Annotated in this window: 23 protein-coding genes and 8 pseudogenes; 10 read left to right on the forward strand and 21 right to left on the reverse strand. The window is 42.4% G+C overall.

Features of this window, described 5'->3' with window-relative positions:
* Position 1: 1 nt before the first annotated feature.
* The 7 genes from AC0L66_RS11670 to AC0L66_RS11700 all read right to left on the reverse strand — a co-directional run bounded on the left by AC0L66_RS11670 (position 2) and on the right by AC0L66_RS11700 (position 5,162).
* Positions 2–451 carry a TRAP transporter small permease gene (locus tag AC0L66_RS11670; protein ID WP_473569241.1) on the reverse strand — a complete coding sequence of 150 codons (450 nt, stop codon included), beginning with the start codon at positions 449–451 and terminating at the stop codon, positions 2–4.
* 256 nt (positions 452–707) lie between these two features.
* A complete protein-coding gene (locus AC0L66_RS11675; RefSeq protein ID WP_265676906.1) occupies positions 708–1,568 on the reverse strand; it encodes a class II fructose-bisphosphate aldolase in 861 nt (286 codons plus the stop codon).
* A gap of 245 nt (positions 1,569–1,813) precedes the next feature.
* A complete protein-coding gene (locus AC0L66_RS11680) occupies positions 1,814–3,064 on the reverse strand; it encodes an AGE family epimerase/isomerase (RefSeq protein ID WP_473567426.1) in 1,251 nt (416 codons plus the stop codon).
* A gap of 143 nt (positions 3,065–3,207) precedes the next feature.
* The gene (locus tag AC0L66_RS11685; RefSeq protein ID WP_473567428.1) at positions 3,208–4,035 is read right to left on the reverse strand and encodes an aldose epimerase family protein; all 828 of its coding nucleotides are present in this window, start codon (positions 4,033–4,035) and stop codon (positions 3,208–3,210) included.
* Entirely contained in the window at positions 4,004–4,249 is a 246-nt protein-coding gene (locus AC0L66_RS11690; protein ID WP_473567430.1) for an aldose epimerase family protein, read from the reverse strand. Before AC0L66_RS11690 ends, AC0L66_RS11685 begins: the two co-directional genes overlap by 32 nt.
* Positions 4,250–4,266: 17 nt before the next feature.
* Positions 4,267–4,755: an NAD-binding protein gene (locus AC0L66_RS11695; protein ID WP_473567432.1), complete on the reverse strand. Its 489-nt coding sequence runs from the start codon at positions 4,753–4,755 to the stop codon at positions 4,267–4,269.
* Between the two features lie 17 nt (positions 4,756–4,772).
* Entirely contained in the window at positions 4,773–5,162 is a 390-nt protein-coding gene (locus tag AC0L66_RS11700; protein WP_473567434.1) for an NAD(P)-binding domain-containing protein, read from the reverse strand.
* A gap of 266 nt (positions 5,163–5,428) precedes the next feature.
* Between AC0L66_RS11700 and AC0L66_RS11705 the strand changes: the two are divergent.
* The 3 genes and pseudogenes from AC0L66_RS11705 to AC0L66_RS11715 all read left to right on the forward strand — a co-directional run.
* Positions 5,429–6,088: pseudogene (locus tag AC0L66_RS11705) on the forward strand (PfkB family carbohydrate kinase); the annotation flags it as partial.
* Positions 6,089–6,198: 110 nt separating this feature from the next.
* The gene (locus AC0L66_RS11710) at positions 6,199–6,321 is read left to right on the forward strand and encodes a hypothetical protein (protein WP_473567436.1); all 123 of its coding nucleotides are present in this window, start codon (positions 6,199–6,201) and stop codon (positions 6,319–6,321) included.
* Between the two features lie 21 nt (positions 6,322–6,342).
* Positions 6,343–7,104, forward strand: coding sequence for a DeoR/GlpR family DNA-binding transcription regulator (locus tag AC0L66_RS11715; RefSeq protein WP_265676911.1), 762 nt, complete (start codon positions 6,343–6,345; stop codon positions 7,102–7,104).
* 118 nt (positions 7,105–7,222) lie between these two features.
* Here the strand turns inward: AC0L66_RS11715 and AC0L66_RS11720 are convergent, their stop codons facing one another.
* From AC0L66_RS11720 to AC0L66_RS11745, 6 genes and pseudogenes are all read right to left on the reverse strand, one after another.
* Positions 7,223–8,125, reverse strand: a complete 903-nt coding sequence (locus tag AC0L66_RS11720; RefSeq protein WP_265676912.1) for a YeeE/YedE thiosulfate transporter family protein — start codon at positions 8,123–8,125, stop codon at positions 7,223–7,225.
* A 138-nt stretch (positions 8,126–8,263) separates the two neighbouring features.
* Complete coding sequence (locus AC0L66_RS11725; protein WP_473569243.1) at positions 8,264–9,391, reverse strand: HNH endonuclease; 1,128 nt, start codon at positions 9,389–9,391, stop codon at positions 8,264–8,266.
* A gap of 22 nt (positions 9,392–9,413) precedes the next feature.
* Complete coding sequence (locus AC0L66_RS11730) at positions 9,414–10,007, reverse strand: class I SAM-dependent methyltransferase (protein WP_265676913.1); 594 nt, start codon at positions 10,005–10,007, stop codon at positions 9,414–9,416.
* Between the two features lie 204 nt (positions 10,008–10,211).
* A complete protein-coding gene (locus tag AC0L66_RS11735) occupies positions 10,212–10,643 on the reverse strand; it encodes a hypothetical protein (RefSeq protein WP_265676914.1) in 432 nt (143 codons plus the stop codon).
* Positions 10,640–10,885: a hypothetical protein gene (locus AC0L66_RS11740; protein ID WP_265676915.1), complete on the reverse strand. Its 246-nt coding sequence runs from the start codon at positions 10,883–10,885 to the stop codon at positions 10,640–10,642. Before AC0L66_RS11740 ends, AC0L66_RS11735 begins: the two co-directional genes overlap by 4 nt.
* A gap of 628 nt (positions 10,886–11,513) precedes the next feature.
* A pseudogene (locus tag AC0L66_RS11745) lies at positions 11,514–12,691 on the reverse strand (IS3 family transposase).
* 88 nt (positions 12,692–12,779) lie between these two features.
* On the opposite strand from AC0L66_RS11745, the pseudogene AC0L66_RS11750 reads away from it, so the two are divergent.
* The 7 genes and pseudogenes from AC0L66_RS11750 to tnpC all read left to right on the forward strand — a co-directional run.
* Positions 12,780–13,008, forward strand: a pseudogene (locus AC0L66_RS11750) (IS5/IS1182 family transposase); the annotation flags it as partial.
* A gap of 19 nt (positions 13,009–13,027) precedes the next feature.
* Positions 13,028–13,222, forward strand: a pseudogene (locus AC0L66_RS11755) (IS5/IS1182 family transposase); the annotation flags it as partial.
* Positions 13,223–13,456: 234 nt separating this feature from the next.
* Positions 13,457–13,792 carry a hypothetical protein gene (locus AC0L66_RS11760; protein WP_473567439.1) on the forward strand — a complete coding sequence of 112 codons (336 nt, stop codon included), beginning with the start codon at positions 13,457–13,459 and terminating at the stop codon, positions 13,790–13,792.
* A gap of 194 nt (positions 13,793–13,986) precedes the next feature.
* A pseudogene (locus AC0L66_RS11765) lies at positions 13,987–14,708 on the forward strand (transposase); the annotation flags it as partial.
* A 72-nt stretch (positions 14,709–14,780) separates the two neighbouring features.
* Positions 14,781–15,098, forward strand: coding sequence for an IS66 family insertion sequence element accessory protein TnpA (gene tnpA, locus AC0L66_RS11770; protein ID WP_473567440.1), 318 nt, complete (start codon positions 14,781–14,783; stop codon positions 15,096–15,098).
* Positions 15,099–15,219: 121 nt separating this feature from the next.
* On the forward strand, positions 15,220–15,447 hold the full coding sequence (tnpB, locus tag AC0L66_RS11775) for an IS66 family insertion sequence element accessory protein TnpB (protein WP_473569245.1): 228 nt from the start codon (positions 15,220–15,222) through the stop codon (positions 15,445–15,447).
* Positions 15,448–15,506: 59 nt separating this feature from the next.
* Positions 15,507–17,036, forward strand: coding sequence for an IS66 family transposase (gene tnpC / locus AC0L66_RS11780; RefSeq protein ID WP_473567442.1), 1,530 nt, complete (start codon positions 15,507–15,509; stop codon positions 17,034–17,036).
* An 18-nt stretch (positions 17,037–17,054) separates the two neighbouring features.
* Here tnpC and AC0L66_RS11785 read toward each other — a convergent pair whose 3' ends face one another.
* The 8 genes and pseudogenes from AC0L66_RS11785 to istA form a co-directional block, all read right to left on the reverse strand.
* On the reverse strand, positions 17,055–17,228 hold the full coding sequence (locus AC0L66_RS11785; protein ID WP_473567444.1) for a hypothetical protein: 174 nt from the start codon (positions 17,226–17,228) through the stop codon (positions 17,055–17,057).
* Positions 17,229–17,965: 737 nt separating this feature from the next.
* Positions 17,966–19,888, reverse strand: a complete 1,923-nt coding sequence (locus AC0L66_RS11790; protein ID WP_473569247.1) for an ImpA family metalloprotease — start codon at positions 19,886–19,888, stop codon at positions 17,966–17,968.
* A complete protein-coding gene (locus AC0L66_RS11795; RefSeq protein WP_473567445.1) occupies positions 19,885–21,090 on the reverse strand; it encodes an Ig-like domain-containing protein in 1,206 nt (401 codons plus the stop codon). Before AC0L66_RS11795 ends, AC0L66_RS11790 begins: the two co-directional genes overlap by 4 nt.
* A 96-nt stretch (positions 21,091–21,186) precedes the next feature.
* Entirely contained in the window at positions 21,187–21,912 is a 726-nt protein-coding gene (locus AC0L66_RS11800; protein ID WP_473567447.1) for a hypothetical protein, read from the reverse strand.
* A gap of 426 nt (positions 21,913–22,338) precedes the next feature.
* Positions 22,339–23,079 (reverse strand): annotated as a pseudogene (gene istB, locus AC0L66_RS11805) (IS21-like element helper ATPase IstB).
* A gap of 9 nt (positions 23,080–23,088) precedes the next feature.
* Positions 23,089–23,412, reverse strand: a pseudogene (locus tag AC0L66_RS11810) (IS21 family transposase); the annotation flags it as partial.
* A 28-nt stretch (positions 23,413–23,440) separates the two neighbouring features.
* Positions 23,441–24,975 (reverse strand): IS3 family transposase gene (locus AC0L66_RS11815; protein ID WP_473567449.1). Its coding sequence is split into 2 segments (ribosomal slippage): positions 23,441–24,522 and positions 24,522–24,975, totalling 1,536 coding nucleotides; the frame shifts between segments, so codons are not numbered across the junction.
* Between the two features lie 66 nt (positions 24,976–25,041).
* Positions 25,042–26,282: pseudogene (istA, locus tag AC0L66_RS11820) on the reverse strand (IS21 family transposase); the annotation flags it as partial.
* Positions 26,283–26,496 lie beyond the last annotated feature (214 nt).

The following is a 26,496-nucleotide window of genomic DNA, read 5'->3' on the forward strand; positions in this document are numbered from 1 at the left end:
TCTACTCAGCAGCTTCAACCGCTGAACCACGATGTTCAGCAGGATCAAAATGAATAAGATTGTGTAATGCGCCAAGTAATTTTTGCAAAGCGAATAGACATGAGATTGCTAACATGACGGGTGGAATGGCATACACCACAAACATGGGAATTGGCAAACTATCCGCCATTACAGAGCCAGTTTTAAAGAACGCGTATCCGAAGTAGATCCATATACCGAATAGAATCAAGCTCGCAATATGACCAAACACAGCCAACAATTCGAAGATTCTAGTGCCCTTCAGCTTGTCTGTGACAAAAGTCATCGCGATGTTGCGCTCATCCAAATAGATAATGGGCAGGCATAGATAAGTCATGTAGATCATCAAGAAACGAGACGATTCATCTGTCCACCCCAACGGGGTGTTTAAAATGTAGCGAAAGGCTACTTGAACTAATACGATGACTGTCATCACTAGCAAAAAAAGCCAGCTAAATTCGCAGTCCAGCGCGCTATAGGCGCATTAATCGTATTTAAAGCGTTTTCCATTGCTTTCAGCATAGAACCACCATAAAAAATAATAATTTTTGTTATATAAACGACATATTGTTCACTCTGTTTGTATTGATAACTCAGTTAGTAATTCTGAACCGTGAGTGTTTTCACACTGAGCAACAATATGTCGTTTTTTGTAGGGTTTATGTCACATAAGGGACATTGTGGTTGTTTTACGCTTTGCCATTTGAACCAAATAGGCGAATTTTGTGTTGCACAACTTCCATCATTGACGCGATACCGGTATTCATGACATCCGCTAAAATGAAGTCGTTCTCATTCTCTTTCCAGTGCGCCTGAACACCTTTAATAAAGCCTTGGCGCAGTTCAGTATCAACGTTGATCTTTGCAACACCACGCTTAACCGCTTCAACAACTTGGTCATCTGGCACGCCAGAACCACCATGAAGAACAATTGGCTTTTTCACTGCGTCTTTAATTTCAGTCAAACGGTCAAATTTAAGCTCTGGTGTCGTTTTATAAACACCATGCGCTGTACCGATTGAAACAGCCAAGTAGTCCACACCTGTACGCTCAGAAAAATCTAATGCCTCTTCTACTGTGGTGATCATCGCGTCTTTTTCATCAACAGTAATGTCGTCTTCAGTGCCACCAATCTTGCCAATTTCACCTTCTGCACCAAGACCCAGCGCATGTGCAACCTCAACAACAGCTCGGGTAATACGGATATTGTCTTCAAAAGGCAGTGCAGAGCCATCAAACATTAAAGATTGGAAGTCACGCGTCGCCGCTTCCATACATTGCTCGAACTTACGGCTGTGGTCTAAATGAATACATATTGGAACTGAAATCTGGTGATGTTGAATTAGTGAATCTACGGCATCACGTAATGGTTTCATGCCAATCTCGTTGATGGCCTTTTGACCAATTTGTAGCATGATCGGAGACTGTTCTTTTTGCGCTGCTAATAGCACAGCTTTGATTGTTTCTAAATTGTGAGCGGTGAACGCGCCGATTGCATAACCGTTGCTCCACGCTTCTTGAATCATTGTTTTTCCTGACATATAAGCCATTTTAAGTAATCCTCTGTGCTTGTTCGTTACTGTAGTAAATTACCAGCCATACCCGTCCATTTCTGTTAGTTAGTTATCACTTTATGACACAAATAAACACAAATGGACAAAAGTGAGCTCTGGAGCACATCTTGGGACAATTAGAGCATTGACCTTGATTTAGAGCCAAATACAAAAAAGAGATGACGGCGCACGCCGTCATCTCTTCGAGATTATTTATCTATTTTTATTTAATTATTAGTTAGTTAACTTAGACTTCCATCCAAGAAACCTTTCGCTAAAGCAGGGGCAAGTCCAGGCGTCAGTGGCAGTCTTGGAATCACTAAACAGTGCATTAAGTGGTAAATATCCTGTTTACCGTCCCACACTTTACTTGTACCAGCTTGATTATTTGTGTCCAATTCTTGCCACCATGAGCAACCATCATAATCAATAAGATAAGTACGACAGTAATCCCACCAAGTACGATAATAATCTTCATACTTCTTATCGCCCGTTACTGTGTACAAGGCATAAGCGGTGCCTATTGCTTCCACTGGCGCCCAGCGAATACGTTCGCGAACAACAGGTTTTCCATCCCAGTCTACTGAATACACAAAACCTGGCGCACCATCCACATGCCATGCATCTCGCACTGTGGCATCAAACAGGCCAATCGCATCCTCTAACAGCCACTCTGGGCAGTCTTCACCGATCTCTAGCAACGTTGCACGTAAATGACAAATTAAACGTCCCCACTCTATCCAGTGACCTGGGGTACCACCGTACGCACGGAAGTGGCTCGCCGGGGTTTCTTTGTTGTAATCTGGGAGAGGTTTCCACTCGGAATCAAAGTGCTCATTCACACGGTAGCTCAGACCCTTAGCTGTTTTGTTGATCATAAACTCGGTGATGTTAAGCGCACGCTGTAACCACTTCTTATCCTGTGTTACATCGTAAACAATTAGGAAAGCTTCAACTGAATGCATGGCCATGTTACCGCCACGATAATCTTCCGTTTCAGTCCACGCTTGGTCCCAAGATTCATAGCACATCTGACGGTCTTCTACCCAGAAGTGTTTTTCATAAACCGCAATAGCTTCATCTAAAAGTGCCTGCGCTCGAGGGTGACCTGTAGTCACCGCACTGGCAGCACCCAAAAGTACAAATGCGTGTTGGTAGCCTTGCTTTGATGAGTCAGCAATACCCTCACCTTCATTGTCAATGGTCGCATACCACCCACCATGAGTGTTATCTTTAAGCGGCCCTTCAAGAGCGGCAATACCATGCTCCACAAGATCGTAAGCACCAGGACGCCCCATCAGAGCCGCGAGCGAATAACAATGCAACATACGAGCGGTGATCCATAGGCGCGTACCCATTTCGTCACGTACATTGCCGTTATTACCAATCCAACCAAACCCATTTGGCACGACCGCGTTTCTGCCAAACTCGAAAATTCTGTCGGTTTCAATATCTAACCATGCGTTATGGGATCGGGTATTAATCCATTTCATTGGGCGTTTCCTCATTATTTTTTATTGCAAGTGACGTTATCAACCACTCGCATTGAATTCAGTGTTTTAATGATTAGTTTGTGATAGCCACACGAGACCATTAATCGCATTCTGCGATATATACAATGATGAGCTTTTCTTCTTTATTTCACACCAAAGCGATGGATCGTTTTTTCCTCAAAATGCTCACTCGGGTTTAACCTAACCGAAGGAAAATGAGGTTGATTAGGGCTATCTGGAAAGTGTTGCGTTTCTAAACACAATCCTGCACGGTTTTCGTACTTCCTTCCATGTCGGCCAATCCATGATTTATTGGCTAATTTAAAGCCGTTATAAAACTGAACCGCGGGTTGGGTGGTTAGCACATCCATCGTTCTGCCCGTGTCAGCATCGTATAATTCAGCCGCGTAGCAATAACCGCGTTCCATCTTGCCGTTATTAAGAACAAAGTTATGGTCAAACTCGCGCGCGCCCACTTTGTTGCACTCACTAAAATCCAGATCACTGTGAGTGACGGCTCGAATCTCCCCAGTCGGGATCATGCTCTCATCAACGGGAGTGTAAAACTCTGAGTAAAGTTTCAACTCGTGGTTATCCACCGTTCCGGAATCATGGCCACCAAGGTTATAGTAGCTATGGTTGACCAAGTTAATCACTGTTGGCTGATCCGTTACTGCTTTAAAGTTGAAGTGCACTTGATTCAGCTCGTCTAAACCTATGGTATGGCTGACCAAAAGCGTACCTCCAAACCCAGACTCCCCATGAGGGGAAACGCGGCTAAAATGCAGGTACGTCGCTTCACCTTGCTCTTCTATCGCAAAATTCCATACCTGTTTATCAAAACCTTTACTGCCACCATGCAGGTGTTGACCTGTAGGGATTTCATTCGTTTCCAACTGGAAAACCTCTCCATCCAGCTCGTAACGACCATCTTTGATTCTATTCGCATAGCGACCTAGCAATAGCGCCAAAAAACGGATGACCCGCTAAGTATTTATCAAGACTCTCATAGCCCAAGACCACATCGGCAAGTTTACCGTCACGGTCGGGAGTTTCAATCGACGTCACGATACAACCATAGTTGGTCACACGAAGTTTCATGCCGTGATTGTTTTCTAACGTAAAGAGTTTGACTGGTACAGTTTGGCCATCAACTTTTCCCCAGTTTTCTACGGTTAGTTTCACGTTATTGCCTCTAGTTATTATTTAACTTTTGCTTCTAAACCAGATGTAACACGCAGTTGTTCAAATACTGCCGTCCAATCTTGGCGACCACGCCCTGCTGCACGGGCAATGCTATACAATTCACGAGATGCAGCGCCACACGGCATAGGAACGTTTACTTGATTAGCCAAGTCCAACGCAATACCCAGATCTTTATGTGCGAGATCTAACATAAATGCAGGGCTCAGATCTCCAGCCAGTACTTTGCCAGGCCACGTTGTTGTGAAGTGTCCTTTACCTGCTGGCGTACCACTCATTACCTTTAGTGCTGCATCAAAATTAAGGCCAATCGCTTCCGACAATGTTGCCGCTTCTGCGGACAGCGCATTCAAAGCAATACTCATATAATTGTTGATGATTTTGACACGAATCCCCTTACCAGGTCCGCCAGCATCAACGGTTTCTGAGCCCATGCAATCAAACAGAGGCTGCGCGGTGGTGATTTGTTGCAACGTACCGCTAAGCAAGAATCAATAACTCCCCCTTAATCGCATGGTCTGACGTTCGGCCAACCTAGCGCTTCCATCATTGAAAATCCCTTGTCTGACATCTCTTTAATCAGCGCATCGGTTTCAAAAGGATGAACCGTAGACATGTCGATAAGCAATGCTTGTTTATCCAATGTTTCCGTCACGCCATTCTCACCAAAAAGAGCATTTTTTACTAACGCGCCATTGGGTAGCATAGTAATCACAAATTCGACGTCTAACGCCGCATCCGCTGGGGATGTGGCTGCCGTAGCTCCTAACTCAACCATCTTCTCAACAGCAGTCTCGCTGATATCAAATACGCGTAATGAGTGACCACCTTTAATAAGGTTTGCTGCCATAGGGCTGCCCATTTGACCTAAACCGATAAATCCTACTGTTGACATGAAAAAGTCCTTAGTTCTATTGTTGAATTGCTAATTACTATAATCATTCGAGATTTTTTAACTACAACATTTGTCACATTTTGTTGTTTTATGTCCATTTATCGTCTTTTTGTGAGAATACTCTCATCGGAATCTGTTTTTGTCCTTATAATGGAGCCATGAGCATCCAAAAGGCTCTCCGTTAACTGCGATGGTCTATACGGCTTAACGTAGAAAACAATTTCACCCCTATTTTCCAATGATGTTGAAATAATAAGAGATTAAAAATGGCGATAGCTTGTGTTGGTATAACTGTATTAGACCGAGTGCAATTGGTTTCCCAACTCCCAACGACTGGGGGTAAGTACGTTGCACACGATTATTTTGAGGTTGGCGGAGGGCCTGCTGCCACAGCATCAGTTGCGGTTGCGAAACTTGGTCATGATGTTGACTTTATTGGCCGCGTTGGCTGCGATGGCGTTGCTGATACCATGCTAACCGAATTAGCGGGTTACGGTGTTGGCGTTGAAGAAATGATAAAAATTGAAGGTGCATCTTCCGCTTTCTCTGCTGTCATCGTGGATAACGAAGGCGAACGAATGATAGTGAATTATCAAGACAAATCTCTATCTCTTGATGCCACCCCTCTAGAAAATGTTGACTTTTCGACATATTCCACAATTCTTACAGATGTTCGCTGGTTAGATGGCGCGAAATATGCACTAGAACAAGCAAGAAAATTGGGCATTCCGTCAGTATTAGATGCTGATATCACACCGGAACCCATTGATGAGCTTGTAAAACTTGCCGATCACGTTGCATTTAGTGAACCAGGTCTCGAAAAATTCACTGGAACTAACGACCCTGTTGAAGGTCTCAAAATCGCTCAGAAAAAGACATCAGGTCAAGTTTATGTTACAGTCGGTTCAAAAGGATGTTATTGGCTTGAAAACGGCAAACTCGCACATCAAGTAGGCGTAACAGTAGACGTTGTCGACACCACTGGCGTGCCGGAGATGTTTTCCATGGCGCACTTGCTGTCGCTGTTGCTGAGCGTATGGAAACTCGTCAGTCTATCGTCTTTTCTAATACCGTCGCTGCTCTTAAGTGTAAGAAGCTGGGTGGACGACAAGGTATTCCTAGCAGAAAAGAAGTGGATGACTATATAGCAAACAAATAATAAAAAAGAAGAAGGGTTATCGTGACTAATCCAAGACAAGATAAATTATTACAGTTCGTTAACGACAAAGGTTACTACACCGTCGAAGAACTCGCTGAAATGCTCGATGTTTCCACTCAAACGATTCGTCGAGATATTAAGAAGCTTAGTGGAGACCGACTTGTAATACGTCACCACGGTGGAGCCAGTTCTCCTGCAACCAAAACAAACTTAGACTATGAAGTTCGTAAGGTTTCAGAAACAGAACAAAAAAACGCCATCGCTAAACGTATTGCAGAGATTATTCCGGATAACTCAACGGTTTTCATTACCATTGGTACAACCGCAGAGGTGATCGCCAGCCACCTACTCAATAAGAGTAATTTGCAGGTAATTACCAATAGTTTACGTGTGGCAAATGTGCTTCACAGTAACAAATCATTTGACGTACTTATCCCTAGTGGCAAAGTTAAAGCGTTCAACGGTGGCATTGTAGGAACAGAAGCCTTAGATTTTATTTCTAACTTTCGTTTCGACTTTTTGATTACCAGTGCGGCATCCATTGATGTAGATGGGACCTTACTAGAGTACGACCTGAGTGAAACACTCATCACTCAAACGGCCATGAAATCAGCCCGTCATGTGATGGTCGCGCTTGATTCTAGTAAGTTCATTCCGAAAGGCTCTATTGAACTAGGCCCAATAGATCAAGTCAGTCACTTATTTACTGATAGTCCAATTACAAAAGAATTGGAAAAAGTCATCAATAAGGGCGATACGATCATCGAGATTTGTAAAGCCTAGCCGCAGTGATTCACAGCGCGATAACGCCACAATTTGCAACGTAGCCGATCATGCATTGGGCGCTACCCGTTGAGATATCTTTATCCACCCTAAGCCAGCTTGGCTTAGGGTGTTTTATTTAAATGGGTCTACCATTTTGAAGCTTCAAACCAATAAATATTCCAATCACCATACATAACGTCGTGACCATTCCTGCTGCAGATAACGCAGGTAAGGCCACTAATAACTGCGAATCGTTTCCGCCACTGGCCATTACTGCGCCAACTCCCATCAGTAGGCCTGCTAAAAAATGTTTGAACAGACGCGACAAACGCGAAAATTCAAATTGAAAGGATTTTGTCATCACTGCCGCAACGACCATCCCCAATACAAGGCATAAAAACAGATAGAAGCGTTCAGCACTAGGCCAACTCGCGTCATGGCCATTCCACACAGACAATCCCATCGATTTAAGTAAGCTGCTCGGAGTCCAATGTGGTTCATAAATAAAAACTAAGCCCGCCATAACACCAATGCCCAACATGGATAGCCACAGTTTGCGTATTTTGGCTTCACTTTTAAATGCCACAACCAGTAGCAATGCGGAAAGAATGATTAAAATCCCCATATGTAACACAGGTGATATGACGTACGCTTTGACCATGTGGCCACTAAGCAGATCAGCAAATAATAGCCATGACACCAGCCACCCCAACATGGTGGCAAACATCATTATTTTCCCTCGAGCAAAGCGACTGATCGTTGATACGCCGCATCCACCGTTAAAAGCCGCACCTAAACCAAAAATCAATCCTCCAACCGCAGACAGTAAAGTAGGATAATAACTGTCTAACCGAACGGGCTGCCCAAGCAAGTACGCCGCACCGACTGCCAACCAAACAAAGGCCCCACTCAAGAGGATTGAAATTAAAAATATTGGCTTACCGCCTGTCGCTTCTTTTACGCCCCGCACCATACAAAGCCCAGTGGTTTGGGCAAGAAAGCCAATGACTGCGATGAACAGAAGTGAGAGAAGCAGCATAGTTGTGCCTTTGAAGGTATTGAAACACGATATCAATAACTATAGTCAACGCGCTAAAAGCCAAGAATATTTTGGGAAAGGATGGCTAGAGTCGCGGTGAAAACCCAGTTCTGAAAGGGAAAAATGATCGGTATCGAATCAAAAGCCTTTAAACAGCATACCGCGATGGTGTTCCAAATAACGTTTATGCTGGCTAACAATTGGAAATGACATACACTCATTAAGACCAATGACTTCTGGTTTTTCAAGATATTTAGAGATCATCACCTTGCCTTGATTATCGAACGAGATAAAACCTAGGTCAAACGCCTTATCCAAGTTCGCAAGTAACAGTAATCCATTGTATTTATCCAAACGTTCCTCATTGTTTGAATCTCGCCAAGGTTTGATATGTGATGCGAGAAGAAGCTGGGTATTCTTATACCCTGTTAACGCACAACCGCCCCACATCTGGATCAACTGCGACCTAAAGTTGCCTTGCCCTACCCTTGTATTTACAAGTATAGTTTTTTCAGTTTCAGTTAACTTCTTATCTGACATCACCTGCCGTATATCCGCATTAACATCGACCTTGGCTAAGTCAGCCAAAAAGTTATTATAGTGAACCAGCGCAGCACTATACATGCCCTTACCTTTACTATCGCGTTGCTTAAAGGTTTCAAGCATTCGAGCTTTTTCGTCCAATAGTACGAACTCTCTATAAGATTTAACCTCAGTTAGAGGCTCACAAATCTCATTTGCATCCATTAGCCAGTTTGAAATTGAGCCCCGAACCGCCCCCAGATAATTACTCGCGGTTTTCTCCGATTTTCCGAGATCCAATAACCATTGATAGTAAAGAGACGCTATGTCGGATAAATTACTAACCAAAGCATCTTTTATCTCGTTTGATACGATGTGACTTTTCATAAAATCGAAAAGCTCATCATCTAGATAAACATAAGAAACTGCTTTTGAGGAATAACGTTTAGTGTTTTGCTCCGTCGCACCCTCACTATATTTAAGGTGCCAAAACCCTTCAGTTCTAAGATGAAAATACGGGTTTTCAGGTGTGTTTTTATCGTTACCTTGGGCAAGGGTATTAAAATGGTGAGTAAATCGATCTTTTAGGGCCTGGTTAAACTGAATTTTATTATTAGCAATACTACCCACATGAATAAGGTCTATTACCGCCAATAGCATGCACACCTTATGAGGGCTTTTCCTACCACCAGCATTGTTCATATTGAGATTTCTGAACTTTTCCAGATACAGTTCAAGCACCAGACACTCCTTCGCTCTTAATACATTATTTATTCAGCATGACAACAGTTTGCCAACTTACTTCTTGCCGACATTGCATGTCGTCACCATCAAACACGTCAACCAAAGTCAAGTTCGACTTACTCGCGAGTTCTTTTAACTCAGTCACCGATACTGGAAAAGATTCTCGGCGGTCCCTAAAAGGGCCATAGCGCAACGAAAGAACAATTATGCCATCACGTTTCAGAAGGCTTCCAAGTGTCTGGATCGCACTTTTTCGTAAATTAATGGGAATATGCATCCACACTGCAGACAATAAAATGACATCAAATGTCTGGCCTTGCTTCGAAATGCGATCAAGATTGGGCAACTTGTCATCGCTCCAATAGACATCCTTTCCAGTCAGCGCCTCGCCTATTTCACGCAACTTATTACACGGTTCACACGCTATAACCTGACATCCTCGCGTCGTCAGCCACAGGGAATCTCTTCCAGAACCAGCACCAATATCGAGTACATCATTGCCAGAACTTGGCCAATATTTTTCCCATACATGATGCACCATTGTTGGTGGTAAGGCGTTATATTGCCCTGCAAGACTCTCTGCATTTTCTTCATAGAAAGAGGATGTTATAGACATTTTTAAAACCTATGACTGAAGTAAAGTCATAGTATAGGGCTTGGTTGCATAATACTAGAAAGTGCTATAAAAGTATGGGGAGTTTTGATGTAACTCACTATTTTGGGAGTGCATTTTTTGATAGCCAGCGTTACGTTTATTGACGTTTCATACATGAAATTGATTCGCTGACCGACCTGCTAAACTCGATTGGCATTATCCCCACTACCGCAACCACTCCCTAAACTCCTCAACACTCGCAAACGTACTCACACTCTGCCCATTCATGCTAAGCAGTACCAATCTATTGGCTGGGTTTACCTCGAGGAAGTAACTCAAGTCATCAACCATAGTGCCGTATACCGCGAAGCGAAATTGAAAATGCTCTGGAAACACCTTTTTTACTGAGTAAGCAAAATCATCGGGTTCATGTTGGGTGACTACATTGATGCATGCCTCAAACAGGGTTTGCCGAGGGCAAGCAACCGGAGGCGTCGGATACTGGGTTTGGATGGCCGCAGAAGAGGTTTGCTTTAATGACTCGTTTAGGGCGCTTTCCAGCATTGCGATGCGCTTATTTTGCTGGTGTGCGAGGTACCCAAATAGCATACATAGGATCGCGATGGTGCCTAAGAGTAATGTTTCTAGTTCAGTCATAGTGGTGCAATCTCACTAAACCACTCATCGACACTCCAATTGTTGGTGTTTTGGCTGGTTCGTATGGTTACGCTCTGCCCTACTAGGTTTTGTGCTTTTTCATACACAACATCGGCGCTGTCTTTATAGCGTTTCACGCTCATTTTACGCACGTTCCCTGCACTATTTTCAATAAACACCATGGCGTCTGTTTTCTCTACTCGAGTTAACACACCAAATGCATTCCACTTAAAATTATTCACAGGCTACCCCTTACTCATTCATTAAAACTCACTGCGGACGGATTTAACTATACCTACCGCAACAGCGCAAATGATGAGATGCTACAGATGGTTACTGGATGTAAATAAACAGAATTTTCTTACAGGCATAAAAAAAGACGCCCAAAGGCGTCTCTTTTTAAGAATGTGGCGGTGAGTGAGGCAGTCGAAAAGCAACGATAAAACATTGAATAACATAAATATAATAAAAAATAAATAAATCAATGGCACATCTAATGGCACTTAAATTTTTGATCAACTAACAAAACCGACTCTGATGCCGCTACTGGACTCGACTATCACACCTATCTTTTTGATTAAAATATATATTACAAAAGTAGGATTTAAAGGTGTTACTTCAGTAAAAACTAATCACCGGACTCAATGTGAGAAGGATAAGTTACCATGAACCTTAAAAGTCAAACAAATTTTTCTACTAAATAGTCACTTGTAATTGTAGCTATCAAGTTTTGTATTAAACTTCGCTAAGATCAAAAGGCTGACAAAAATAAGATACCTATTTGCACAGAAGGGCTTTGTTGCGTAATTCATTGGAACTAAATCCAGAACCTACGATCTGATCAGTTACGTCCACTCCCTCTCGTTGTGGTCAACTAAAATTGGCCACGGTTTTAGAGTTTTCCCAATATAATCGTTCTGACTCATTGGGAGTTAGACCACCGTTATACTGATGTGGCCTGAGTTGGCAGTAATATCCAATGATGTAGCGAGTGATCTCTTGTTGAGCCTCAGCAAAGCTACGATAACCCATCGTTGGCACCTATTCCGTTTTCAGACTTCTAAAGAAGCGCTCCATCGGCGCATTATCCCAGCAGTTTCCTCGACGAGATAAACTCTGTTTTATTTGAAAACGCCACAGTAATTGGCGGTATTTACGACTGGTATAGTGACTACCTTGATCGCTATGGAACATGACATCTTTTGGCTTACCGCGAGATTCATAAGCCATCGACAAAGCTTTGCCTGTTAGCCGACTATCAGGTGATAAAGACATCGACCAACCAATCACTTTACGAGCAAAAAGGTCGATAACGACCGCTAAATACATCCACCGATTACCCGTCCAAATATACGTAACATCGCCAACCCAGACTTCATTTGGTGCTGTAACAGCAAACTGTCGACTTAAGTGATTTGGAACTTCAATATGTTCCTGCGAGGATTTTCGGTAACGATGTTGTGGTACTTGGCAGCTTACTAAACCAAGTGTTTTCATAAGCTTTGCCGCTCGGTAACGGCTTAAATTCATGCCTTGGTTTGTCACTATATCAGCAATGGTTCTCGCTCCTGAAGAGCCATTACTCGCAGCATGGGCTTCGCTAACCAAGCTGCGAAGTTTGACTGTTTCAGCATTAATTACTGCTGGGCGTTTTAGCCAATAGTTATAACTACTTCGATGAACATTGAAGACTTCGCATAATGTTTTTACGCTATAGCTCTGCTTGAGTTTCTTGATTATCAAGAATTGTTCAGTGAGTCCGACATCAACAGAGCCGTTGCTTTTTTTAGTATTTCATTATGCTCTTCAAGGCGAGCCAGTTTCTTTTTTAATTCCCTAATTTCTATTTGCTCAGGGGTCATAGGTGAAGCTTTCGGTGCTTTCCCTTGGCGCTCTTCTCTTAACTGGCGAACCCATTTATCCATTGTGGATTTACCCACGTTCATGGCTTGGGCTGCTTCAGTCACTGAGTAGTTTTGGTCTAGAACTAACTGCGCTGCTTCTAACTTAAATTCTGCGCTAAATAACCGTCTTGTACGTTTTGTCATAGTGTCACCTGTTAACTTATGAGGTGATGATATCACCTCTAACTAAGTGACCAAATTCACTATGCCACTACAGTTTATGAGGCGCTTACCCAGAAACGAAGCAGTAACAGCTCTGAACAAATGGGACTATAGCGGATTGGAAAGTCGATTCTGGTTATCACTATCGCTCAATCTCTGAGACGGCAATATCCCGATATAAAGGACTAACAAGCGGCAAATTAAGCTTGAGATGTTATAACGCTCAAGTTTGTGAGGCACAGGCAAGTGTCAAAGCACTGAACAAAGTCATAGGACTAGGTATGCCTGTTAGAAACTAACGGCTAGCGATGAACAAATGGGACTATAGCGGATTGGAAAGTCGATTCTGGTTATCACTATCGCTCAATCTCTGAGACGGCAATATCCCGATATAAAGGACTAACAAGCGGCAAATTAAGCTTGAGATGTTATAACGCTCAAGTTTGTGAGGCACAGGCAAGTGTCAAAGCACTGAACAAAGTCATAGGACTAGGTATGCCTGTTAGAAACTAACGGCTAGCGATGTATGGCGTTGTTGATCTTCAAGCTGATTTGATCAACAACGCCATTTCGGTGTGTACCCCCTTAATGTAGCCACTTTACTACACTAGGTGAAATTGTATAAAGACAAGCCAGCTAGTATCGTTGAAGCACTATGAAAATCAATTAAGTATTAACTATATTTCACTTGTTTGGTTTAAGCTGGTTTTTACATCTATTTAATTTAAAACTAATGAAATCCTTGTTATGAAGAATATTATCCCTATCGTTATTTTGTCTACATTGTTTGGCTGTACAAGCGGGAAAGCCTATGATGTTACAGGTAGTCTATCTAACCATAAACTATGTGAAGCATTAGGCTATAGCTACGCATCGAAAGATACTGATAAATATGCTGAGTTATTGGATGAGGCAAACAGAAGAGAGATTGAGTCTACTTGGTGTGGTACATTCGCAAAAGTAGGTTACGAAATACATCAAGATGAGCTTAAAGTTCCAAACGGATTCGAAAGGTTCATTGATACTGTAGATAAAATCGGAAGCGCAGGTCATACAAAGAAGGTAAATGTTTACACAAAATAGCAATCCTAGTGGTATCAAATTTATAAATCCATTCTGATAGCTAACAATAGGATTTATATATGAATTGTAGAGAAAATAAATATTATTTCTATATGTATTTTACGTGTACTGTTGATACTCTTTGTATTGTATAATCCGTACCAGCAGTATCGGACACCGAGTTAAGTGAGTAAAATCACTAACGAGGTGAATCAATGTCCATTAAGAAAACGAAACGAACTCGACACACAGAAGAATTCAAAGCCGAAGCTCTCAAGCTAGCCGATTTGATAGGTGTGGCCAAAGCGGCTAGACAGCTTTCTCTGCATGAATCTCAGCTTTACGCTTTACGCTTGGCGAAAGGCGCTAAAGCACAGCGCCAGTATCAGTGGCCGAGAGCAAGAACTGGCTTCTGAGAATGCTAAGCTCAAACGCCTGCTAGCGGAGCAAGCAGAGGAGCTAGAAATTGTAAAAAAGGCAACCTACTTCGCCAAGCATCTAAAGTAGAGTCTTATGAGTTTATGCTAGAGCACTTGCTATTGTTCAGCATTACCCGGATGAGTAAGGTGCTCGATGTCTCTCGAAGTGGGTTTTATCACTGGTTGAAGCACCGTCACAACAAAAGGTGACTTCACGTGAGCTTGCGCGTCACGTTCTTGATAGTAAAGTCAAGCAAGCCTTTGTCGAAGGTAAGGAACGCGATGGTGCGCGGCGCATTCAGAAAGCTCTGGATGAAGACAAAAGCCCCCACAACATCAAGACGATATCACAAAGCATGAAACGGCAAGGTCTGGTAGCGAAGGCAGCACGGAAGTTTAAGTGCACGACCGATAGCAATCATACTAGAGCGATATCTCCTAACCTATTGGCTCAAGACTTCAGTGCCACTGAGCCAAATCAAAAATGGGCGGGAGATATCACGTATATCGTAAACGCCCCATGAACCCCACATTCTAATCGCCAAGCACGGATAATAAGATCAAATCTCCAACCAAGAGGAGATTTTAAAATGGCAAAACGACGTTCTAACCAGGAATGGCAGGCTCTTTTTCAACAGTATGAAAGCAGCAATATGACTCAACGCGTTTTCTGCGAGCAGCACGGACTGAGTTTATCAACGTTCTTCGCAAAACGGCGTCAACTTCAAACCTCAGCCCTACCAACGCCAGTTGGATTTGTCAGAGCTGAAGTCGTCGAAAAGACAACGAAGTATCAGGCTCAAATCGCAACGGCCAACATGACACTTCTCGTCAATGATGTTGAGCTGAGTATTCCTCAAGGCACGCCTGCGGCCTATCTGGCAGAGCTTATTGGTGCGCTATCATGAAACGTATGCTGAGCGCTCCTGAGATTTACCTCTATCGTGAAAGCGTCGATTTTAGAAAGTCCATCAACGGCCTCGCGGCGATTATCGAAAGTGACACCGATTTGCCTTTGGGAGTGGCGCACTGTTCTTGTTTACCAACAAACAGCGCGACAAAATCAAAGTATTGTATTGGGATAAAACAGGCTTCGCCCTTTGGTATAAACGACTCGAAAAAGCCAAGTACAAGTGGCCTACAAAAGAGAAAAATGAAGTGTTTACCCTGACGCAATTCGAGCTTGATAGACTGCTTTCTGGCTTCACGATTATCGGCCATAAACCCGTTCGAATAAACGATTTCACAATGACTTGAACGATATTATAGCCTTATTCACCGCGCGTTAACGACATGATTTTAGTATAATAAATGTCATGAAAAAAACGCCAGATATCAATCCAGAAAGTCAAAGTGTTGCTGAGCTACAAGCGATGGTGAAAGCACTGATGTCAGAGAAAAGCGAGTGGAAACAAGAGCGCCAATCGCTACTTGAGCAACTCAAACTTGCCTTCGACCGCCAATTCGCGAAACGTTCGGAGGCGTTAAAGCCTTACGATGAATCTCAAGGTGACCTCTTCAACGAAGTGGAATGTGAAGCCGCTAAAGAAGAAGAGGTTGAGGTGACGACCACTACCACAACGAAGAAACGTGGTAAACGTAAGCCACTTCCCAAGACCTTACCTCGTGAGATTATCGAACTCGATGTAGACGACCATGAAAAGCAATGCGCTTGCTGCAAGCAGAGCCTGCATAAAATCGGTGAAGACCGCAGTGAAAAGCTGGAGTTCTCACCAGCGGTACTCAAAGTGCTGGAATATGTTCGTCCTAAGTATGCTTGCCGCCAGTGCGAGCAAACAGAGGACAATAACCGCATCGTTCAAAAGCCAGCGCCGCAAAGCATTATCCCTAAGAGCTTCGCGACAGAAAGCTTGCTTGCCAATATCATCCTTGGCAAATACCAATACGCAATGCCGCTGTATCGGCAAGAGTCGCTGTTTACCCAATCGGGTATCGAACTATCACGAACCACCATGGCAAGGTGGATTATTCAAGTCAGTGAGAAGTTCGTACCGCTGTATGCGGTCTTGAAAAGGCACCTACTAGAACAAGTGGTGGTTCAGGCGGATGAAACGCCGCTCAATGTACTTATGGAAGATAAACAGTGTTACATGTGGCTCTACTGCTCGGGCGCAGACTCGCCAGATGCCGCACTTCCCAATGTGAAAAACATCGCCTTGTACGACTATCAAAACAGTCGCGCGAGGGCGTGCCCTGCTGCCTTTTTAGGGGATTATAGTGGTTATCTGCAAACCGATGGCTATGGTGCCTATGACGGTCTTCCCCACGTGACCAATGTCGGCTGCTTGGCGCATGCACGGCGTAAGTTCATGGATGCTAAGAAGCTTCAAGGAAAAGGCAAGTCAGGAAAAGCGGATAAAGCACTGGCTAAAATCCAAAAGCTCTATGGAATAGAATCACGCTTGAAAGGCATCTCTGCCGAAAAACGAAAAGCAGAGCGGCAGATACACGCCAAACCAATACTGGATGAGTTTTACGAATGGATGACAACTCAGAAAGTGATAGGCTCTAGCGTACTGGGTAAAGCGATAAAGTACACACTTGGGCAATGGCCGAAGCTCATTCGCTATATCGACGATGGCCACTTATCTCTCGACAATAATCGCGCTGAACGCGCAATTAAGCCACTGGTCATTGGCAGGAAAAATTGGTTATTCTCGGCTACTCAAAATGGTGCTGACGCGAGCGCGATGCTTTACAGCATCGTCGAAACCGCGAAAGCCAACGGCCTTATCCTCTACGACTACATGGTCAAGTGCATGAAAGAGTTGGCGAAAGCAGAGCCAGATATCGATGCGCTCCTACCTTGGAACTTCAAACATTAGTAATATCGCCCCGTGGGTTCATGGGGCGTTTACGAAGTAATCCAGCACATTTATACCCGCTTCGGCCGACGTCGCTATCATCGCAATGATCATATCCGCAATGCTCGCGCCTGCCTGTGTTTTATGGAACATGCCATTTTTGCAGTTTCGAGTGACCAGTTTTAGCGCTTGCCCAGCTCGGTTATTACCCAACAGAGATCCCTCGATACGAGTGAACTATTCTAAAATTTCAGACATAGAAACGGCTGCTTTAGTTTACGAAAAATATTTATCATTCTTCATTATACGCATCTGAATGATTTCCCTTCTCTAGCTCCCTGATTCGTGAGTAACAACTTAACAAACAGTCTTGCTTGTTCCTCAAAGTTTCGTTTTTCTCCTCAATAATTGACATGTACCTTATCGACCTTTTGGTGAGAAAACGTGATTGAGCATTGAGCTTATCTCGCTCTCTCTCCAAATTCCTAATTTTATTGTCATCGATGTTTATTCTCTCAACTAACTTATTGCTACTTTTACTAAGGTGCATTATCTTTGATTTTAGAACATAGTTCTTTCTCACAAGTAAAAACACAACAGTAAGTATCGGAATAATAAGAGCTATTTTTATCCAGAAATCCACAGCAGTATGTACTCCAATAGAGTTAACGCTTTACAAGTATCAAGAATTAGCAATACAAATTAATCATCATAAATAATTGCTTCTATCTGTGTCGTTTGTACTTTCATATCTCTTTCGTTATTCTTATATAGTCGTATAAACCTGACTTTATCTAAGCTAATACCCGAGGGCGTAATAAAATGATTAATATCAGCAAGACGTTCTGATTCGTAAACGATGTTTCTTCTATCATCAAGTGCAATCAGTTTTGTACCGATAAACCTTTTTTTGTATAGATAATGATTGAAGTTTGTTATGCGTATCTCATCTAAATCATAAGTACCCCTAAGTCAACTTCAACCCACTCTTCATCTCCAACACCTCGGGTTTCCGCGTGGGTAGAATAATTTCCATCAACCGCACGGCTCATTTCCCAGTGAATACTCGATGCTGATACGCTACTATTTAAGGCGACATTGTCGTATGAGTTAATCAATCTTAGCTCTCGCGCCAAATAAGGAGGCATGCATAGGTTATTACCAATTAGATACAACCCTGTTTGAGGTTTTCCAAATCCATACCTATTAATTTGCATAGAAACACGCTCATAGTCAAATGAAAAGCCTAAAAACATAAAGTAATCAGAGAAATCTAATTCACTTACTATTGAGTATGCAATTGCCAAATAATCGTTGTGTGGAATGTTATTTACGTCGTCATGTGTGTATGAACTAAATCCAAGGTTATCACGTTTTTCCAACCAAAGGTCTTCTTTCCTTTTTGCTTTATTAAACTCTTCGTGATGTACATGAAGTCTAGGAATGACATTCCATCCATCATCTAGAGGCCCTTGATTCTCCGCATTCATAATTATTTGTGTCATTATAAACTCAGAAAGTTGATACGGCTCGTAGTTGCTACTATCACTAATTTTATTTCTCATATATTCATAGTGGTTATCACTAGCATCTGCCTCAGATAACCACTTACTCATTTTTAAGTAGTTAGTTATATGTCCATGACTGCTATCTGTGTCACACATATGGTAATCAGGAGCTTCATTTTTGCTTTTCTGAGTCTGAGAATAATAGACGTACCAGTTTGTTACCGAGTGGCCGACATTAAGCGGATTGAATGCAAACGGCTTTTCTAGATTATGTCCTAACTCATGAATCTGACCATGGCTCAAAGGGTCAGCAGTCCAATTACTATCTATTGGGTTGCCAGAACAACCATCCCCACAAACGGGTTGATCATTATTTGAATGCTGCACAATGTGCGACGGCCTGAGACTCCACTCTTTAGAGTCAACAAAAGTTATAACTTCCTCTATTTCGTCAATTCCTGGACCTTTCTGACCAGCCAGAGCTCTAGGATAATTATGAGAGTATAGATTTGTATACTCCAAGAATTTCTTCATCCCTTCTTCGCCTTTATAAATGCTTTGGTCGCCAGTTAGAGTGTTTTTCAAGCGATCTCTTCTTACATGCCACTCATAGTATGGAGTCACAATATCGAACCAATTATCTTCGTTACTATCGAATCTTTGAATAAATATATTATAATCTGATTCTAAATCGAAGCGAGCATGTTTGACCACTCCCTCAAGATCCAACTTGATCTCGACATCATTTAAATTACTATCAACAAAAATATTACCTCCAATAGAAGAAGTTATAACTATTGTTTCACCTTGTTCAAGGTTGTACCTCTTTGAGTTTAGATATTTAGGCCTATTATAGTTTGACCATTCTTTTGTCGAACCCTCTCGAAACCAATTCAATTGAATTGTAGCGCTAGCTTCATTTCCGTCTCGTCTAGTGATCCTTACTGTTTTTCCAGCAGGCGCATAAAAACCTGTACTTCTAAATGTGCTTGATGTATTAAAAACTATACTGTAGTCACTAGGTTGTATAGTTATTTCTTCATTCTTATAGTTTCCGCTATCTTTTCTCGGATAATTTAAACTCCTATATTCATAGTCAAATCCATCTGATATTAACCCTTTCAATATACTGTATCTACTTCCATTTGATTTACTGCTGATTTTAGGATATTCTTGCTCCATTCTATACCAGTCAGACAGTAAAATAACCAACCTAAATAGTCTCCCAGCAGATTTTTCGGCATCAAAAGGCAAAACTCTCAAGTTCACTTGCTCCTGAAAGTTATTCCGAATATCTCTATAAACATCATAAAACTGTTCTTCGTAGGCAGGATTATTACAACCAGTATCAGAGCAGTCAGTTATATCGAAGTCATAATGATCATTTCTAAACCTGTCGAAAAATCTAGAAACTTTGTTCTATTATGAATCAAATCTTCCTTCTTTGGCACGTAATTTATAAGGCCAATCGACTCATGGCGAGCATCTTTAGAAGCCTTTAAACCAAAATATTTCCCCACTTCATTAGCATCATTTATAGAACCACTAGTTATAAGTAATATAGGTATATCTGATTCAACAATTTCTTTTAGGTTTCGCCTATCTTTACCTATGGCGAATATAACTAATAAGGAAGACTTAGAATCTCTGTAGCATGAGAGTGTGTTTCCCTCATCACATGTATTGTTCTCATTGTAACTTATATTTTTATCTAGATTATCAAGCCACTTTGTGAGTTCCTGATATTCAAGGTGAGTGTGGTAGTTACTCCCACCTGTTATTGTGATATGACTACCTTCTATATCAACTTCGTCGTTTAGCCAGTTTAAGCTACGAAGAAAGATTGCTTCCAAACTTTCATTATAATCGGCTCCATTAAGAGTACTAACAGGAAGATTAAAAAAATGGACGAACTTACTAGAGCTTGCAGTAGTACCTATAGACGCTAAAATATGGTTATTGCTTGTATTAGATATTAGGAGTGACTCAATGTTTTCCTTGCTAAACTCATAAGGAGTAGAGATTATAGCATCCCTATTTGGAACCCAATTAATGCTGTCGATATTAAATCCATTGAAAATGTACTTTTTTGCAAATGCAAGTTCTTCATTTGGGAGGGACAAAATCTTTTCTATTTCGCTATAAATTTCATTTGAATCAGAAATTTCTTTCACATCACCAGTAATAAGTGCTTCTTCAATGCTCATATGATCAGAGTAAACACTAATATTCACATTATTGCTTTCAGTGTTTTCTAGTTTTGCTTTTACATTTGTGTTTCCCAAGGATACAGCTGTAATCATACCACTGTTGTCGATATTTATAATATCTTCATCACTTGAAACCCAATGCACTTCAGATGTTACATCAACAATTTCACCATCGAAGTATGACGCAACTGCCGTCATTTGATAGCTACTATTTTCTGCTAGGCTTAATCTTGATGGTGACACAGTTATGTCCCTGACTTGAGAATTATCCACTCCAGAATCATGCCTTTTTTCATAATTACAAGCAGATAGTAAGCACACTGCAACTAGTGCTATTATATTAAAAATCGTTTTCATATAGTTATTTACTTAACACCCTAATTTAAAACTTGGATAAACTAGTGATATATTGACTGGTTGACCTACATGGAATTGTAGAGGTTATTGAATTATTTATAGGTTAGCTCTATCCGAAACATGTAGCGCAAACCCTTGATATCCCCACGATATGTCTTCGACAACTTGAAAATCGCTTAGTGTTTCAATTCTCTCGAGGATGACTCTGATTGATGTAGGTACTGATTTTATAAACTTTGTTAAAATATCTAACTCTAACATGGATTTGGGATAATTAAGTTTGACATACTGATAGTATTCTTTTCCATATTCCTCTTCTCTGTAGTCATTTTTATAAATATCGAAATCATCAATTGCTAATGATATGTTATTCCTTCGTAAGTATTGAAGCGCTTCTTCGACACTTTCTGAATCAACATCATATATTCTTTCTGTAATTTCAAATACTAACTTCAAATTTTTTTCTTTCGCTACTCTGTCGCATTTTTCGATCATACATATAACGTCAGCATCAATTAGATTGTTTCTTTCTATATTTAAGAAAACAGTGGGTATACTTATATAGATACTATCATTATATTTCAAAGAAAAAAACAACCTACTTAACAAGTTCAAAGTTAACAACTTTGATTCATTGGGATTATCTTTTAAATTGTCAATATCGACAGTAAATCCTGATAAATTATCTATCAGGAGCTCTATTCCAACAACTTCCATGACACAATTAAATATTTTTTGATACTTGTAATGATAAGATTCTGCAATCCAGTTCGGAATATTATCATCATGGCTCTTTATGGGAAGTTTATAAATTACAGACACCCTTATATCCTTACGAAGACAACTAAAAGATTTATGTTAAAATGACTTATGTTCAACGTATTCAATGGTGACAGATAGCGGCAAACTTGTTAATTACATGTACCGTTACAAAATTGATACACCCCCTTCATAAGTCGAATGAACCAAACCAAAGCGATTAGCCAGATCACAGGAACACATACTCAGTTAGGCTTTGTTGTGTAATTCAATGGAACTAAATCGAGAACTGATCCGTACCAGCATTATCGGACACCGAGTTAAGTGAGTAAAATCACTAACGAGGTGAATCAATGTCCATTAAGAAAACGAATCGAACTCGACACACAGAGGAATTCAAAGCCGAAGCTCTGAAGCTAGCCGATTTGATAGGTGTGGCCAAATGCGTATTCCGCTGATTCCGGACACCACTAATCTCTCGCTTTTCTCTCACTCTATCTGTCCGGATTCCGCCAGTTTTCGCATCGATTCTCCTCCTAATTCTATTCGGTGGCTGTTGTGTATCAGCCGATCCAGTAATGCGTCTGCTACAGTGGCGTTTCCTATCATGGCGTACCACTCCTTCACCGATAATTGACTGATCATTATTGTGCTGCTGGTTTGGTACCGATCTTCAAGAAGTTCTAACAAGTGACTTGCATGATCTGCACTCAGCTTTTCCATACCCCGGTCATCAAGGATCAGCAGCTCTTTTTTCGCGAGTGCCTGGAGTTGTTTTTGGTATGTTCCATCCAGTCGACCCGAACTTAAGTCATCCAGTAAGCGACTCAGTCGGTGGTAGCGAATGCTATGCAGTTGTTCACACGCCTGAGTCGCTAACGCGCGCGCAACGTAAGTTTTTCCTGCCCCTGTTGGCCCCGTGATCAGAACGTTTTGTTTGTTGTGTAAATAGCCGCTGGTAAGCAGTTCGCTCATTTGGGTTCGTTTTAACCCTCGGCCTTCTTTTTAGGTGAGTTGCCTTGGCTGTCCTTCGATTCTAAGCTTGGCTTGTCTTTTTAAGCGTTGGATCTTAGCGTGGTTTCGACCCCGTATTTCACTTTCAAGTAGTAAACTGAGCCGCTCTTCGAAGCCTAACTCTGCGTAAGTGGGGAGTTGCTCTTGTTGCTGCTCGAGCGCGTTTATGGCATGTCCAAGACGTAGTGATCTTAGTTGGTCATTGATTGGGTTCATTATGCTCTCCTAGTGATAACTGTTGGGGCCGCGCACGTTACTGTGCTGGATGTCTGGCGTGACCTCTGGGGATGAAGAGAGTCGGCCTTCTCGGTGGTTTTCAAGCAAGTTTTTGATGAGCCGAAGATAAGGTTTATTCACAAGCAGCGCGTCTTTGCACGCTTGCTCAAGACGCGAGTCACCATACTTTTTAGTTAGGTTGAGCAGCCCAAGCGTACTGCGATTGGATTGAGCTGGGTGCGGTTTCGATGACAGTATGTGGTCGACGACCTTATGTGTGGCTGGCCCGATCCTTTCTCCCCAATTCAGCAGCCTTGCGGGTCGGCGTTTTTCAAGCTAGTTGTCACTACTTGACTAATTATCAAGCAGCTTCTTTTTCTGGGTTCAGGCGAACTTCTCCGATTGGTTCGCAGTTGCGTATTTTACCTGACCAACGCTCTGGTTTTGCTTGGCGATGAGCCATCAACACCTTTGCTCTTTTCCTTAAAATCTCAGCATCCTTTCCACTATGTCGCTCCGAACGTGTCACGTAGTTCAGGCGACTATGTTTATGCTCGGTGTTGTACCAGATTACAAAGCTTTCTACCCAAGAATAGCTTCGCTCAAGGCTTTCGAACCCCTTTGATGGCCAGCTTGGGACATATTTCAGCGTTCGGAACAGTGACTCAACATACGGATTATCATCGCTCACGCGAGGACGACTGTAAGATGATGTAATGCCAAGCTCCTCCATTTTTGCCTTGAACGTCAAAGATTTCATTGGCGCACCATTATCTGAGTGCAGCACCAACGCTTGATTGAAGCATTGCTCCCGCATCAGCGTGCGCTGAAGCAGCTGAGATGCCATCTCTCCGCACTCTCGGTCATAGACGTCATACCCGACGATTTTTCGACTGTAGATGTCTTCAATGAGATAAAGGTAATAATGTTGTCCACGAACACCTGAAGGTAGATACGTTATATCCCAGGTAAATACCTGATTTGGACCTGTTGCTGTGTAGCTTGTTGGTTTCGATGATTTTTTTCGGCTACGTTGACGGCCTCTACGGTTAAGTTGTCCTGCCGCTTTTAACACACGATAAAAGCTGGCTTCAGATGCAATATACTGGCCTTTACCCAGCAGTGTTGGCACTATCTGGCTTGGCGGTAAACTGGCATATTCAGGCGCATTACTCATATCAATAATATCTTGCCGCTCCTGCTCCGTGAGTTTATTAGCAGGCTCAGGTCTTAACGACGTTGGTCGCTCATCAGCTTGTACTTTACCGCGCTGATACCAGCGGCGATAAGTCCGTAAATCTATCTCGGTTTCATTGCATGCTCGCTCTAAGCGACTGCCGCTCTGACGAGCTTCATGGATGAGCGCAACGATAGTTTGCCTTTCATCGGTCGAGGTTAATCGTCCTCGGACTTTTCCCCGTAAAAGGCCCTCAGCTTTTTTCTTAACACCAACAAGGCTGCCGTTTCCGCTAACGCTTTCTCTTTAAAGCGAAGCTCTTTTTTTAATTCTTTGATTTCATGCTTATCAGCTTTGGCTTGTTTCTTTGCCTCAGCTTCACGCTCTTTTGATGACATAAACGCTTGCATGCATTCGTCGCGCCATTGCTGAACTTCTTCTGGGTACAGTCCTTTTTCACGACAGTACTGGCTTAACTCGTTTTCAGTCATAGAAAACGTCGCAGCGACAATGGCTAACTTAGTTTGGACAGACCAATGCTCTGAAGGGGTATGACTGTTTGGCACAACGTCTCCTGATTCTCGAAGTTGTTTACGCCAATAATACAGTGTCGCATCACTGATGCCTTCTTCTTTTGCTACTTCGGCCACAGAGCGAGATAACGGTGGTAACAACTTTTTCAGGATAGCTTCTTTTCTTTCTTGCGAATAACGAGACATGTTTCCTCTGTTACCGCCCCTTTGATGGGTTAATTTTTAACAGTAACAACTAGCCTGACACAAGGGGGGTGACCACTTTTGGTGCTGATGTTACTGGGCATATGTTCATCGTAGGTGCTGAGTCCGCGTTCTTTTTGGCTCGCTGCGTGCTGAGCGACTAAGTTGCCTCGGTGATAAATCTGTATCAGTTTGGAGCTGGCTTCAAGGTGCACATGTTGGCCAACGAGTTAATGCGGTACTGAGTAGTAATGCTTTTTGTATTCGATGTGGTAATCGGGACCCACTTTGACTTGCTTGAACTCGGTGTAAAGATAGCGATCCTTTGGAAGCGGGTTAAGCGCGGGTTTATCTAACGTATCGAACAACTCTTTTCGGCTTGCCTCTATTTGTTTCATCTGGCGTTGATTGAGCGAGTTCATTAGGTCGCGGATTGAGAGGTTCAACTCTTTGAAGGTATGGAATGTTTGGTGGCGAAGTCGCATCATGATCCAGCGCTCGACGATGAGTACAGCATTCTCGGCTTTTGCTTTGTCCTTTGGTTTATATGGTCGTGCGGGCATGACGGCAGTACGATAGTGATAGGCAAGCTTACGATAGCTATCGTTTAGTTTTGGTTCGTAGCGATCGGTTTTGGTGACGGCGGATTTGAGATTGTCAGGCACCAGAAGCGCAGGGACTCCCCAAAGTGCTCGAAGGCGTTTACGTACGCTTCTAACCAATGTTCTAATCTTTGGCTTTCACTCGCCTCAACATAGGTATAGTTGGATGCGATAGGTATAGTTGGATGCGCCTAAGGTTGCGACGAAGATCTGCGCTTTACGAACTTCACCGGTATCAGGGTTCACGACTGGGATGGTAGGTCCGCAGTAATCGATAAACAGCTTGTCGCCCGCGAGATGAATTTGCCGCATGCTGCGTTTTTGTTTCTTGAGCCATCGCCGATAGTGCTCACAGTACTGGCTGTAACGATAAGCGCGCTCTAGATGTTCTGCAGCATACTCCTCCCATAGCAACTGTTTTGTCATACCAGGTTGCTTTAGCTCAATAAAACACTGACTGAAGTTAAGCATGACCTTAGTGTCACTCGTCGTTTTATCTAAGTATAGCGCGTGTGTCAGCTCGGTGTCGGAGTAACTTTCAGGAAGTGGCCAACTTAGATTGTTGTATTCAAAACGCTGCAATATTTCAGAGACGGTCGAACGACTGACTTGGGCGCATGTCGCGATCTTTCTCGTCGACAAATTGCACTCATATTTGAGGCGTAATACCTCTTTAATGTTTGTCATAGATGTTCTCTTTTTAGGCACTGTCACTTACTTGCTACGTTAGATCGTCTAACAAGGATAGTGAGCTATTGATTTAAAAGAGAAAAGAAAGGGATTCCGGAGTAATCGGACAGGGTTTCCGCCAAACCGGACAGTGATTCCGGAGTTTGTGGGAATTTGGCCTGGTTTATCCCGGAAATGGTGTCCGGATTAAAACGGAATGAGTGTCCGGATAATGCCGAAATCGGTGGCCGGA

The organism is Vibrio sp. GJ43-1 (genome assembly GCF_055808835.1).

Excerpts from the sequence above, each read along its gene's own strand:
- AC0L66_RS11795 (WP_473567445.1), bottom strand. The coding sequence starts at position 21,090 with ATGAAAACGATTTTTAATATAATAGCACTAGTTGCAGTGTGCTTACTA.
- AC0L66_RS11675 (WP_265676906.1), bottom strand. The coding sequence starts at position 1,568 with ATGGCTTATATGTCAGGAAAAACAATGATTCAAGAAGCGTGGAGCAAC.
- AC0L66_RS11670 (WP_473569241.1), bottom strand. The coding sequence starts at position 451 with ATGACAGTCATCGTATTAGTTCAAGTAGCCTTTCGCTACATTTTAAAC.
- AC0L66_RS11760 (WP_473567439.1), top strand. The coding sequence starts at position 13,457 with ATGAAGAATATTATCCCTATCGTTATTTTGTCTACATTGTTTGGCTGT.
- tnpC (WP_473567442.1), top strand. The coding sequence starts at position 15,507 with ATGAAAAAAACGCCAGATATCAATCCAGAAAGTCAAAGTGTTGCTGAG.
- AC0L66_RS11735 (WP_265676914.1), bottom strand. The coding sequence starts at position 10,643 with ATGACTGAACTAGAAACATTACTCTTAGGCACCATCGCGATCCTATGT.
- AC0L66_RS11700 (WP_473567434.1), bottom strand. The coding sequence starts at position 5,162 with ATGTCAACAGTAGGATTTATCGGTTTAGGTCAAATGGGCAGCCCTATG.
- AC0L66_RS11720 (WP_265676912.1), bottom strand. The coding sequence starts at position 8,125 with ATGCTGCTTCTCTCACTTCTGTTCATCGCAGTCATTGGCTTTCTTGCC.
- AC0L66_RS11730 (WP_265676913.1), bottom strand. The coding sequence starts at position 10,007 with ATGTCTATAACATCCTCTTTCTATGAAGAAAATGCAGAGAGTCTTGCA.
- tnpA (WP_473567440.1), top strand. The coding sequence starts at position 14,781 with ATGGCAAAACGACGTTCTAACCAGGAATGGCAGGCTCTTTTTCAACAG.
- AC0L66_RS11710 (WP_473567436.1), top strand. The coding sequence starts at position 6,199 with ATGGAAACTCGTCAGTCTATCGTCTTTTCTAATACCGTCGCTGCTCTT.
- AC0L66_RS11680 (WP_473567426.1), bottom strand. The coding sequence starts at position 3,064 with ATGAAATGGATTAATACCCGATCCCATAACGCATGGTTAGATATTGAA.